Below are 12,565 nucleotides of genomic sequence, written 5' to 3'. Positions count from 1 at the left end.
CCCACAGGGAGGCCCTTCGACATGGCGCAGCAGCGCTCGCCCGAGACCGAGGCCACCGCGATCGTCGCGCCGGTGACTGCTTCCGTGGCCCAGCGGGCCCTGAAGAAGAAGAAGTCCGACGTACGGAAGAGCACCAAGCAGTGGCCGACGAACACGGCCGCCCGCAAGCCGGCGCTCCCCCTCGTACCACAAAGGGTCGATCCGGACCCCAAGCCGACCGTGACCGAAACTGACGCCCGGCTGGAATTCGCCGCGGCAGCGGTCGTCGCCGGGGCCGCCGGCCTGGTCGCCCAGCTGATCCCGCACGGCGGCACCCGCCTGATGCTGCTGATGGTCCTGATCGTCGTCGGACCCGGCGCCGCCGTGATGGCCTTCGCGCCGGTCCGCAACCGGCTGACCGCCTGGTCGATGGCGGCCGCGCTCAGCCTGTCGGCCTCGGTCGCGCCGGCCGTGCTCACCCTCTGGCTGCACGTCTGGAACCCGGCCGCCTCGCTCGGCGGGCTGGCCGCCGCCTCGCTGCTCACCGGTGCCGTGCAGGCGGTCCGGCTGACCCGTTCTGGAGTGCGCTGGCCCCGGCCCCGCCTGACCGATCCGGATCAGCCGCCGGCCGGCCGCCTCACCCGGTGGCTGCCGCTCGTCACGCTGCCCGCCGCGCTCGCGTTGTGGATCATCGCGATGGTCCGGACCAGTGCCTCCGACATCGGCGCCTACGGCCTGTCCAGCACGCTCGGCGTGCCGTTCCTGGTCGCCCTCGCGCTGCTCGGCGTCGGCTTCACCACCGAGTTGTTCGGCCGGGCCCGCCCGCTGGTGCTGACCGCCGGCCTGCTCGCCGTGCCGGCCATCATGCAGGCCACCGTGCCGATCGTCAGCGGCACCGTCGAGTACGCCTGGACCTACAAGCACCTCGGCGTCGTCGAGCTGATCCGCGACAACCACCACCTGATCGACTCCAGCGACATCTACCAGCAGTGGCCCGGCTTCTTCGCGCTGCTGGCGATGCTCTCGCACGTCTCCGGGCTCGACCCGATCTCGTTCGCCGCCTGGTCCTCGCTGGCCTGCATGCTGCTCAACGCGCTGATGACCGCGGCACTGGCCCGGCAGTTCACCGCGAACCGCCGGGTGATCGCGCTCACCGCCCTGCTGGCGCAGATGTCCATGTGGGTGGACATCGGCTATTTCAGCCCGCAGGGCTACGTCTACCCGCTGATGCTGGCGTTCTGGGTGATCGTGATCCGCTGGATGACCGGCCCGCCGGCTCGCGTCGGACGGCTGAACCGCTGGCTGACCCGGGACATGCCGGAACGCGCCGAGCCGAGCCGCGCCACCCAGCTCCGGGCCGGCGCCGCGGCCACCGTGATCTTCGCGGCGATCGTGGTGTCGCACCAGCTCACCCCGGTGATGATGATGGTCCCGCTGGTGGCCATGGCGGTGCTCGGCGTGCTGCGCCCGCGCCTGCTGGTGGTGGTGCTCGGCGTGGTGCTGGTCGCGTTCCTGGCCCCGCGGATGGGTTCGGTCAGCAGCCAGTACACGATCTTCGACTTCAACATCTTCGCGAACGCCTCCGGCAACGCGAAGAGCTGGAGCACCCCGGAGCAGGAGTTCTCCGCCCTGGTCGCCCGGGCACTGGCGATCGGCCTGTGGGCGACCGCGCTGTTCGCCGTCTGGCGGGCCCGCCGCCGCCTCGGCACCGTGCTGGTCGCGGCGCTGCTCGCCTACCTGCCGATCACCACGCTGGCCGGTGGCAGCTACGGCGGCGAGGCGATCTACCGGGTCTACGCGTTCTCCCTGCCGTTCACCGCGCTGCTGGTCGCGACGCTGTGGGCCGGTGGCAAGCCGCACCGCACCTGGTACTGGAAGATCGGCTCGGGCCTGATGGCGGCCGCGCTGATGTTCGCCGGGCTGCAGGGCCTGCAGGGGCAGAGCCGGGTCAACGTCGTCTCCCGCGGCGACATCACCGCGGCGGAATACCTCTACGCCCACGCCGCGCCGGACGCCGGGATCATCCTGGTCGCCCCGAACTTCCCGACCAAGCTGGCAGCGAACTACGGCTCCTACAACAAGGGCCACGTCTCGGTCGACATCTCGCTGGTCGGCGACCCGTACTTCACCGGGAACATCAACAGCTCCCGGCTCGCCGACCTGAAAACCTATGTCGAGGCCATGCGCTACACCACCAACTACCTGGTGGTCAGCGACTCGATGGACCGCCAGACGACCTACTTCGGCACCCTGCCGGCCGGCTCGCTGACGTCACTCACCGACGGCCTGAGCACCTCCACCGACTGGCAGGTCTTCTACAAGGCCCCCGGCGTCGTCATCTACCGCCTCGTCCCGTGACCACCCCGCGGTATGCCGCCGGACCGCCCGGCCTTCCGACCGCTTCCCTACGGTACGAATACCGTGCGCCCGTCCGTAGGCTACGAGCCACGTCCCGCCCGTGAGGCCCGCGACACCGCGCTCCTCCAGACCGCAGCGCGCCTCCCGCCCCCGGCTGGCTCCTGGGGGTGCCTCCGGCACTTTGAGACACCCCTGAGGACCAGCCGGTCACCCGAACTCCCCACGCAGGCGCTGTCACAGGCTTGCGTGGGGACTTTCGGCGCGCTCCACACCACAACTTCACACACAACGGGCTTCAGCTCGTGGAGGTGGTGTCGAAGCCGGTGCGGGACTGCCAGGCCGGCAGGTCGACGGTGTGGCCGGTGTCGGCGGTGCCGGCCGGGGCGATGACCGCGAACGTCGACCCCGTCAGGTGGTAGCGGTTCGCGTCGATGGTGATTTTCGGGACCTTGCTGACGGCGGTGAACTGGAGGCGGTGGACGGCGTCGCCGGACTGGGTGACGTCGTTGCCGGTGATGGTCAGTCCGGTGATCGGGCCGGCGAACTCGCCGTCCTGGGTGATCAGGAACGTGAACTGGCTGAGGTTCTGAAACGTGTTGCCGGTGACCCGCATGCCGGTGGCGCAGCGCAGGACCAGGCCGGTGAAGGACTCGCGTTCGGTCTCATGGCCCCGGCTGGCCACGGTGTTGCCGGTGAACGTGTTGCCGGTGCAGGCCCGGTCGTCGCCGGTCCCGGTCTCCAGGGCGCCGTCGTTGTCGACGAACGTGTTGCCGGTGACCGCGACGTGTGACGCCGCGTAGATCTCCATGCCGCCGCCGTCGACGCCGTAGTCGGTGGACGGCCCGAGGTTGTGCGTGACCTGGTTGTCGCGGAACGTCGGCCCGGGGCTGTCGGTGATGAACGTGGTGCCGAGGCCGTACCCGCCGAAGTCGTCGTCGGCGTCCGGGGTGTTCTGCACGATCCGGTTCTGGTCGTGCACGTCGTTGCCCTCGACCAGGACGCCCCGGCCACCGCCGGAGATCGCGATGCCGGCGCCGTTGCGGTCCACCTCGTTGCCGGTGACCGTGAGGTCGCGGGCGCCGGTGGCCAGGACGCCGTAACAGCCGACCGGCAGGCCCAGCGCGTTCGTGCCGTAACCGTCGTGCACGTGCACGTCGTGCACGGTCACCCCGGTGGTCCCGTCGATCCGGATACCGCTGCCGTGGTCGCCGGTCGTGCTGTTGTCCGGCGTCGGGTTCGGCACGCAGCCACTGACCTCGAGCGTCTCCAGGGTCACGTCCTTCGCCGTCACCAGCACCACATCGCGGGTACCGGACCTGCCGACGATCGTGGCCCGGTCACCGGACGCGCTGGTGACGGTCAGGCCCGGCCGGTCGACGGTGAACGGCGAGTACTCACCGGCCCGCAACCGGATGGTGGCGTCGTCGGGGACGCTGGCGATGGCCTTGACCACCGACCGCCACGGGTTCGCGGCACTGCCGTCGTTGTCGTCGTCCCCGTACGGCGAGACCCAGTACCCGTCGGTCTCCGCGACCGTCGCCGGAGTGTCCGAGGTGCCCAGCAGCTCGGCCCGGAACCACACGGCGGCCGCCACCACTGGGAGCAGCACGGCGAGGGCCAGGAGCGCCCGCTTCACGTCAGCGTCCGGCCGGCCTTGCGGGCAGCCCGCCGGACCAGCCGCCACCCGGGCTGGGCGAGCCGTTTGAGCTGCGGCGCCAGGCGCGGCCCACCGCCCTCGACCAGGGCGAGCAGGTCGGCACCGGTGTGGTCCGGCGTCGGCTGGAACCGGGGTACGGCGAACCGCCGCCCCATGGTGTGCAGCCGCCGGCCGACCTCGGTGGCGTTGTCGTGCCCGGCCGCCTCGACGACCTCGCGGACCCGGCGCCCGTGATACCCGTGCGGGTACGCGAACGACCGCACCGGCACCGCCAGCCGCTGCTCCAGTTCCTCGCGGCTGCGGTGGATCTCGTCGCGCAGCACGGCCGGGGCGAGCACGTCGAGCGGGTGGTGGATCAGGCTGTGGTTGCCGATCTCCACCCCGGCCGCGGCGACCTCGGCGAGCTCGTCCCAGGTCAGCATCGGGCCGAAGTCCGCCGACCACCGCCCGAGCCAGCCGGCGTGGCCGCCGAGGTGACCGACCGAGGCGTAGAGGGTGGCGCCGGCCCCGGCGGCCCGCAGTGCCGGGACACCTGCGGTGAGGAAGTCCCGGTAGCCGTCGTCGAAGGTGACCGCGACCAGCTTCGCCGGGTCACCGCGGCCGCGCCGGTCGAGTGCCTCGGTCAGTCCGACCAGCTGATATCCGGCCGCGGTCAGCGCCTCGAGCTGCTCGGCAAGCCGGTCCGGCGGGACCGCGAGGTCGCGCAGCGGGCCGCCGACCGAGGAGACCGAGTGGTACATGAGCGCCGGAAGAGTAGTCCCCATACGTCCCCCATCGTCAGCGTCGCGGGCCAGCAAAGCTCGATCTTGGGACGCTCCTCCCACACCCTAGCCAATTTCGGCTACTCCGAGTAACCTTCGCCTTCTTCCAACGCGCCTGCCAGCGCAAACGTGGTCACCAATCAGCTACTCAGAGTGATTAGTGAACCATTGTCGCGCGGCTGACGTACCGGAGGACGACACCGAATTCGCTTCACCCCGGGAGCGTGCACGAATGTTCCGGCTCATCCAACTGCACACCGAAGCCGGTGTGCCACGCATCGGCGTCGACCCCGACGGATACGTCAGTGCCCGCGCCGCCCTGGCTCGCTACCGCACCACCCCGGCCACCTACTTCGCGGTCGGCCGGTTCGACCACGAGGGCACCCTCACCGAGGTCATCCTCGATCCGTCCTGCGGCCTGGACGGCGCCTGCCAGCGACCCGCCACGGTGATCCACGCCAAGACGTACCAGCGGCTCTGCGAGGGCTGCGCGGCCGGACTGGACGTGCTCACCGTGCCGCAGCTGGCCCGGCGGCTCGGCATCGCGTGCCGGCTCGCCCCGCCGATCAGCCGGCTCCGGCAGAACACCCTGGGCGGGCTGCGTTCGCCGTCCGGCAACCGGATCGCCCGCGAGTTCGCCGACCACGTGCACGACTCCGCCTGGCGCCGCGAGCTCTGCGGCGAGGTCGGCCAGACCCCGGCCGCGCTCAACGGCCTGCTGATCGGCACCGGGGCGCTCAGCCACCGGCAGGTCCTCGACCTCTATCCGGCACTGTGCGCGCTGGGCGAGGAGCTGCCGGACGGGATCCGGGCCGACCTGTCCCGGGCGACCGCCCGGCCGCTGTCCCCCGCCGGGGTGGCCGGGCTGCGCCTCGGGCTGGGCTAGAGCCTGACCCGCACCACCGAGCCGGTGTTCTCGCAGGTGCTGCAGTCGGTGATGTAGGCGTACCGGCCCCGGACGACCAGGCCGCCCGGCGCGGTGAGGCCGTCACCGACCACCACCCGGTGCCGGCCGCCCGGATCGACCTGGACCAGCGCGCCGGTCCGGTCGCCGGAGAGCAGGCCCCGCCGCGAGATCTGCAGGGCGTAGAGCGTGCGGTCCGGGCCCCAGGCCAGGTCGACGACGGCGGTCAGCCCGGTGGCGAACACCCGCGGCCGCTCGCCGGGAACGATCCGCCAGATCCGGGCCTGGCCGGGCGGGAACGGGAAGCCGGTCAGCTCACCGACATAGAACGCGCCGTCCGGGCCGCGCACCACCGAGGTCGGCACCGCGTCCATCGGGATCGGGGCGCCCGCCCGCGCACCGCCCCGCATCCCGGCCGGCGCCGGCACGATCCGCCGCGGGAACGTCGCCACCGTGCTGATCCGGCCGCGCGGGCCGACCCGCAGCAGCGTGTCGCCACCGGCGTCCACTACGAGCTTGCCCCGGTCGACGGTCAGCACCGAGACCGGATTCGCCCCCTTCAGATAGGCGTCGATGTCCGCGATCACGAATCGGCCGCGGTCCGACAACGCCGCTCCGGACAACCCCGCTGTGGTACGAAGGTCCGCGCCGCCACCCCGCCCCACCGTGTAGGAGAGCGCGCCGTCCGGGTCGACGGTCACGTCCGACGGCCCGGCCGCCCGCGCACCGGCCGCCCATGCCGCGGTCGTCTCCGCACCCGTCGCCTCCGCACCGGCCGCCTCCGCGTCGGCCGGTGTCGTCGGGGACGGAAGGCCGGTGACGATCCGCCGGACATGGCCGTGCCGGATCGCGGCGATCGCGCCGGACGCCCCGGCGCACACCGGCCCGATGCCGGTCCGGTCCAGCCCGGCGACCACCTGGCCGCCCGCCGGGATCCGGCGGCACGGGACGCCACCGTGCCCGGCCTCGGCGACGTAGAGCGTCCCGTCCGGGCCGAACGCCAGCCCGCGCGGATGGTCCAGCCCGGACGCCACCGTCCACGGCGGCGGGGCGGGCGCGGCCGTCGCGGGCAACGGACCGGCGAGGAGGCCGGCGACCGCGACAACGGCCCCGATCGCCGAACGTTTAGTGATCATCTGATTCCTCCCGGTAGTCATGTCGGACTTCGCCAGGTTTCCGCACCGGCGCCCACGAGCCACATGGCCCGAACGGTCCGCCGGCCCCGGGAGTCCTTGATCCGACCACCGGCCAGGTGACGCTACGGTCGGCCCTATGACGTGCACGTTCCCCGAACTGGTGAATCGGGCCCGGGCGCTGGTCGCCGGCGGCCGCCGTGCGGTGCTGGGCATCGCCGGGCCGCCCGGCGCCGGCAAGACCACCCTGGCCGAGTCGCTGCTGGCGGCCCTCGCGCCGGCGCCACCGGACGGCCTGGCCGCCGGGAGCTGGGTGGCGCACGTGCCGATGGACGGCTACCACCTGGCCGACGTCGAGCTGGACCGGCTCGGGCTGCGCGACCGCAAGGGCGCGCCGGAGACGTTCGACGCCTGGGGGTACGCGTCGCTGCTGCGCCGGCTGCTCGCCGACCAGGACGAGATGGTCTACGCCCCGGGCTTCGAACGGGTCCTCGAGCAGCCGATCGCCGGCGCCATCGGGGTGGCCCGGACGGCCCGCCTGGTGATCACCGAGGGGAACTACCTGCTGCTGCCGGACGGGCGGTGGGCCGGGCTGGGCGGGGTGTTCAGCGAGGTCTGGTACACCGACCTCGACCCGGCCGAGCGACTGCGCCGGTTGGTCGCCCGGCACGAGCGGTTCGGCAAGTCACCGGCCGACGCGCTGGCCTGGGCGACCGGCACCGACGAGCGGAACGCCGCACTGATCGCCACGACCCGGGAACGGGCGGACCTGCTGGTGCCGTCGGCGCTGTTGTGACTGAGTTTCGAGTCACCGCCGTACCGGAATGGTTTTCACAGTGGCATGCTTGCGGACATGTCGGTGGATGAGGCGGAGGTCGCGGCGCAGCCGCGACGACGGCGTGGCCCGGGTGGCCGGTTCCTGGGGATCCTGGTCGCGGTGATCGTGCTGCTGTTCGGCGTGCCGTGGGCGACGCTGGTCTGGTCGGGCAACGCCTGGCCGGCACCGGTGTTCGTCGCGGGCACGGTCCTGTTCGTGCTGGCCGCGGCGGCCTTCCCCGTGCTGATGTTCCGCGGTCACGGCCGCCACGACGACGTGTCCGCGCGGATCGCCGACACCACCCTCGGCGTGGTCTGGGTGCTGTTCACCTGGTCGGTGCTCGGCCAGCTGGCCGGCCTGGTGCTGCTCGCGGCCGGGGTCGACGGCCCGGCCCGGTCCCGGATCGTCGCCGCGGCCGTCCTGGTGATCTCGGTGGTCCTGCTGATCTGGGGCTACACCGAGGCGATGCGGGTGTCCCGGGTCCGCCGGGTCGACGTGGTCATCCCCCGGCTCGGCGCCGCGCTCGACGGCCTCAAGGTCGTGCTGATCACCGACACCCACTACGGCCCGATCGACCGGGCCCGCTGGTCCCAGGGCGTCACCGAGGTGATCAACTCGCTGGACGCGGACATCGTGGCGCACACCGGCGACATCGCCGACGGCGAGGTGCACCAGCGCCGCGCGATGGCCGCACCGCTCGGCGACATCCGCGCGAAGCTGGCCCGGGTCTACGTGACCGGCAACCACGAGTACATGAGCGGCGCGCAGGGCTGGGTCGAGCACATGTCCTCGCTCGGCTGGGACGCCCTGCACAACCGCCACCTGGTCGTCTCCCGCGGCGACGACTCGCTGGTCGTGGCCGGTGTCGACGACCGCACCGCGGCCGGCTCCGGCGTGCCCGGCCACCACATGGACCACGAGGCCGCCCTGGCCGGCGCCGACCCGGCGCTGCCGGTGCTGCTGCTGGCCCACCAGCCGCAGCAGGTCACCGGCGCGGTCGCGCACGGCATCGACCTGCAGCTCTCCGGGCACACCCACGGCGGCCAGATGTGGCCGTTCCACTACCTGGTCCGCACCGACCAGCCGGTGCTGCAAGGCCTGTCCCGACACTCCGAGCGGACACAGATGTACACCAGCCGGGGCACCGGCTTCTGGGGCCCGCCGTTCCGTATCTTCGCCCCCAGCGAGATCACCCTGCTGACCCTGCGCACCGCGGCCTGACCGGCCGGGGTCGCGGGCTGGCTCTCTGGGGTGTCTCACTCCTCGTGAGACGCCCCAGAGAGTCGGCCGGTGACACGGCAGAGACCATGATCACCTCGGGGTGGGCGCGCCCCGGGGTGGGCGGGATGCCGGGAATAAACCGGTTGAGCGCGGCTTGCCGGGCCGCGCAGGATGGGGGCACCGCCTCCTTTCCAACGTCCTGAGGACAACGCATGCGTCTGTTACGCGACCTGTGGGCCACCTCCCGAAGTCGCACGGCGCTGGCCGCGCTGCTCATCGTGCTCGGCGCGGCCGGGTCGGCCGCCGCCCTGGCGCTCGCCGGGCCGGTGCTCGTCGACCGGTCCGGGACGCTGTTCGCGGTGCTGGCCGGCGCACTCGGCGCGGCGGTGCTCAGCGACGTCTTCGTGGGCCTGGTCGCCGCCCGGCTGACCGCCGACTGGGCGGCCCGGGTCCGCCGCGGCCTGAACCGGGTCGCGTTCGGACAGGACATCCCCACCCTGGAGAACACCCCGGTCGGCGAGCTGCTCGACCGGATCGACTCGGACGTCTACCAGGTCGGCTCGGAGCTGCGCGGCAGCGGCGTGCGGCTGCTCCAGTCGCTCGCGGTGGCCACGCTCTCGATCGGCACCGCGTTCCTGGTCTGGTGGCCGGCCGGTGTCGCGATGGTCGTGGTCGCGGTGCTGATCTTCCTGACCATGAACAAGCCGATCCAGCGGATCTCCCCGGTGCGCATCGCCGAGGAGGAGGCCTGGTCCGACCTGGCCGCCGTGATGGAGGAGGCGATCCACGGGCAGGACGACGTCCGCACCAGCCTGGCCGCGCCGTACGTGCAGAGCCTCTACGCCGACCGGGCCCGCGAGGTGCTGGCCCGGGGCCGCCGGGTCTGGCGCGCGTCGTCCAAGGTGACCATGTGGGCCGGGGCCATCACCCGGACGCTGATCGCCTCCCTCGTCGTGGTCGGCGCATGGGCTTTGGCCTCGGGGCACATCGACGGTGCCCGGCTGACCGGCGTCTGGCTGCTCGCGCTCGGGTTCGGCGGCACCCTGGAGCAGGTCACCCGGATGGTCCCCGAGCTGCAGAACGCGCTCGGCGCCTGGAGCCGGGTGCAGATGCTCAGCGCGGTCGCCCAGGAACCCTCCGAGGGTGAGCCACCGGTCGACGGCGACCTGGAGGTCAGAGACCTGACCTTCCGGTACGGCGAGGCCGACAGTGGCCGGCCGGCGGCCCTGCGCGGGGTGAGCCTCACCTTCGCCCGGGGCCGTTCGTACGCGCTGATCGGGCGTACCGGCTCCGGCAAGTCCACCCTGGCCAAGGTGCTGACCCGGGCCGTGGACGTGCCGGCCGGCACGGTCTTCCTGGGCGGGCACGACATCAACGGCGTCGCGGTCGACAGGCTGCGCCGGTGGACCGCGATCGTGCCGCAGCGCACCGAGATCCTGGCCGGCACGCTGGCCGAGAACATCGCGCTGTTCGACCGGGAGCTGCTGCCCCGGGCCGGTGCCGCGCTCGAGGAGCTGGGCCTCACCACCTGGGTGAGCGGCCTGCCGGACGGTGTCGACACCCTGCTCGGGGAGGGCGGCTACAAGCTCTCCGCCGGGCAGGAGCAACTGGTGGCGTTCGCCCGGATCCTGGTCCGGGACCCGCAGGTGGTGATCCTGGACGAGGCGACCGCCCGGATGGACCCGGTCACCGAGTCCTGGGTGCAGCGGGCCACCGACCGGCTGCTGCAGGGCCGGATCGGCGTGATCGTGGCGCACCGGCTCTCCTCGGTGCAGCGCTGCGACGAGGTCGTGGTCCTCGCCGACGGCGAGGTGCTGGAGGCCGGCCCGCTGCGCGAGTCCCGCCGGTTCGCCGAGCTGATGGCGAGCAGCGAGCTCGCCGTCCCCGCGCCGGTCCTGCCGGCCGGCGGCGCGACGCTGGTCGAGGAGCCGCACGACTGGGACACCGCGGCCCGCCTCGAGCTCGGCCCGGACTCGCTGGGCAATCCGCTGCCCACCGTGGAGCCGCCGCCGCTGCCGGCCGAACCGCCGACCCGGACGATGCGCGAGATCGCCCGGCTGGCCACCAACGACGCCCGGTACGGCCTCGGCGCGGTCGCCCTGTTCGTGCTGATGGTCCTGCTCGGACTGGACGGCGCGGTGCTACCGGCGCTGTGGGCGAACGTGGTCGACGGCGTCGGCGACCCGGTGCTGCCGGCCATCGGGATCGCCGCCGCCCTGATCGCGATGATCCCGTCGCTGTACTTCACCGGCGCCTGGTTCCCGGAGTGGTGGGTCCGGCAGATGCTGCGGATCAGCCTGCGCCTGGTGCACGGCCAGATCGGCCCGCGCCGGGTCAGCAAGCACACCCCGGCCGAGGTGGTCGCCCAGGGTGGCGACACCGAACGGGTGGTCCAGCTCGCCGACAACCTGATCGACAACGGCGTCGCGCTGATCGCCATGGTGGCGATGACGCTGACCTCGCAGTCGCTGGTGCCGGCGATGTTCTTCCTCGGCACCATGCTGGTGTCCGGGCTGGCCGCGACCCTGTTCGGGCCGCGGCTGGAGCGGGCCGCCCGGCGGACCGTGCTGGCCCGCGCGGCGTTCGCGACCGCGCTGGTGTCGTCGCTGTCGGCGGCGCGCACGGTGAAGCTGGCCGGCGCGACCGAGCCGGTGCTGAGCCACCTGGCCGGGCTCGACGCGAAACGCAGCGACCTGCAGTGGCGGGAGATCGCGATCCAGGTGTGGGCGCGGTCCACCCCGTCGATCGCCAGCGGGCTGCTGCCGATCGCGGTCTGGTCGCTCTACCTGTCCGATCGGCTCAGCGCGGCGGCGACCCTGGTCGCGGTCGCGACGCTCGGGTCGGCGCGGTGGTTCGCGTGGACCACGGCGTCGCTGGTGTCGCATTTCCCGTCGGCTCGGGTGTGGACGAACCGGACGGTGGCCATGGCCGGTGTGTCGGCGTACTCGTCCGACGTGCCCGGGGTGGACATCTCGGCCGGCACCGCGGCGGCACCGCCGGTGGCGCCGCGCAATCCGCTGCGCACGCTGCAGCTGCGCGGGTTCAGCGCGGTGCACGAGAACGGCGCCCAGGGTGTCCGCGACGTCGACCTGACCGTCGAGCGCGGCCAGCTCGTGCTGGTGGTCGGGCCGGTCGGCTCGGGCAAGTCGTCGCTGCTGCGCGCCCTGGCCGGGATCGTGCACCACACCGGCGATCTGTGCTGGAACGGCGAGCCGGTCCGCGACCCGGAGCTGTTCCTGCGGCCCAACCAGGTCGGGTACGTCGCCCAACTGCCCCGGGTGCTGTCCGGGACGGTGGCCGACAACATCCGGCTCGGGCACGAGGTGGACGCGGCCGACGCGGTGTCGGTCGCCCAGCTGGAGCACGACCTGTCCGCGGCCGGCGGTGGCATGCAGCTGCTGATCGGGCACAAGGGCACCCGGCTCTCCGGCGGTCAGCTGCAACGGCTGGCGCTGGCCCGGGCACTGGCACCGCGTACCGAGCTGCTGATCGCCGACGACGTGTCGTCCGCGCTGGACGTGACGACCGAGCTGGAGCTGTGGCGGGCGCTGCGCAGCCACGGGGTGACGGTGGTCGGGTCCACGTCGAAGCGGGCGGCGCTGGCTCAGGCCGACCGGGTGGTGATCCTGATCGGCGGCAAGGCCGAGGACCAGGGCACCTGGCCGGAGCTGGAGTCGCGCTGGGGTCACCTGGCCGGCTGAGGGCAAGCTGAGAAAACTGCGTGTCACGCACCTT

General features: G+C 72.8%; 8 protein-coding genes. 5 read left to right on the top strand and 3 right to left on the bottom strand.

The genetic code is table 11. The features are described from left to right. Positions 1–21 precede the first annotated feature (21 nt). The gene (locus Apa02nite_RS32655) at positions 22–2,337 is read left to right on the top strand and encodes a hypothetical protein (RefSeq protein WP_203828468.1); all 2,316 of its coding nucleotides are present in this window, start codon (positions 22–24) and stop codon (positions 2,335–2,337) included. 295 nt (positions 2,338–2,632) lie between these two features. Here the strand turns inward: Apa02nite_RS32655 and Apa02nite_RS32650 are convergent, their stop codons facing one another. Both Apa02nite_RS32650 and Apa02nite_RS32645 read right to left on the bottom strand, forming a co-directional pair. Then, complete coding sequence (locus Apa02nite_RS32650; protein ID WP_203828467.1) at positions 2,633–3,973, bottom strand: right-handed parallel beta-helix repeat-containing protein; 1,341 nt, start codon at positions 3,971–3,973, stop codon at positions 2,633–2,635. Beyond that, positions 3,970–4,758, bottom strand: coding sequence for a polysaccharide deacetylase family protein (locus Apa02nite_RS32645; protein WP_203828466.1), 789 nt, complete (start codon positions 4,756–4,758; stop codon positions 3,970–3,972). The genes Apa02nite_RS32650 and Apa02nite_RS32645 overlap by 4 nt, the downstream gene beginning before the upstream one ends. Positions 4,759–4,987: 229 nt before the next feature. Here Apa02nite_RS32645 and Apa02nite_RS32640 point away from each other — a divergent pair, with 229 nt between their 5' ends. After that, positions 4,988–5,641 (top strand): hypothetical protein, encoded by a 654-nt coding sequence (locus tag Apa02nite_RS32640; protein ID WP_067700548.1) that lies wholly within the window; start codon positions 4,988–4,990, stop codon positions 5,639–5,641. Here the strand turns inward: Apa02nite_RS32640 and Apa02nite_RS32635 are convergent. After that, positions 5,638–6,795: a ScyD/ScyE family protein gene (locus Apa02nite_RS32635; RefSeq protein WP_203828465.1), complete on the bottom strand. Its 1,158-nt coding sequence runs from the start codon at positions 6,793–6,795 to the stop codon at positions 5,638–5,640. The two genes, Apa02nite_RS32640 and Apa02nite_RS32635, sit on opposite strands and share 4 nt — an antisense overlap. A 136-nt stretch (positions 6,796–6,931) precedes the next feature. Here Apa02nite_RS32635 and Apa02nite_RS32630 point away from each other — a divergent pair, with 136 nt between their 5' ends. The 3 genes from Apa02nite_RS32630 to Apa02nite_RS32620 all read left to right on the top strand — a co-directional run bounded on the left by Apa02nite_RS32630 (position 6,932) and on the right by Apa02nite_RS32620 (position 12,531). Continuing rightward, on the top strand, positions 6,932–7,588 hold the full coding sequence (locus Apa02nite_RS32630; protein WP_203828464.1) for a nucleoside/nucleotide kinase family protein: 657 nt from the start codon (positions 6,932–6,934) through the stop codon (positions 7,586–7,588). Positions 7,589–7,645: 57 nt separating this feature from the next. Next, complete coding sequence (locus Apa02nite_RS32625) at positions 7,646–8,830, top strand: metallophosphoesterase (RefSeq protein WP_203828463.1); 1,185 nt, start codon at positions 7,646–7,648, stop codon at positions 8,828–8,830. Between the two features lie 212 nt (positions 8,831–9,042). Then, entirely contained in the window at positions 9,043–12,531 is a 3,489-nt protein-coding gene (locus Apa02nite_RS32620; protein WP_203828462.1) for an ATP-binding cassette domain-containing protein, read from the top strand. Positions 12,532–12,565 lie beyond the last annotated feature (34 nt).

The organism is Actinoplanes palleronii (assembly GCF_016862315.1).
Lineage (GTDB): Bacteria > Actinomycetota > Actinomycetes > Mycobacteriales > Micromonosporaceae > Actinoplanes > Actinoplanes palleronii.
The sequence above is the reverse complement of the archived record's forward strand: the minus strand, read 5'-3'. Positions and strand labels throughout refer to the sequence as shown.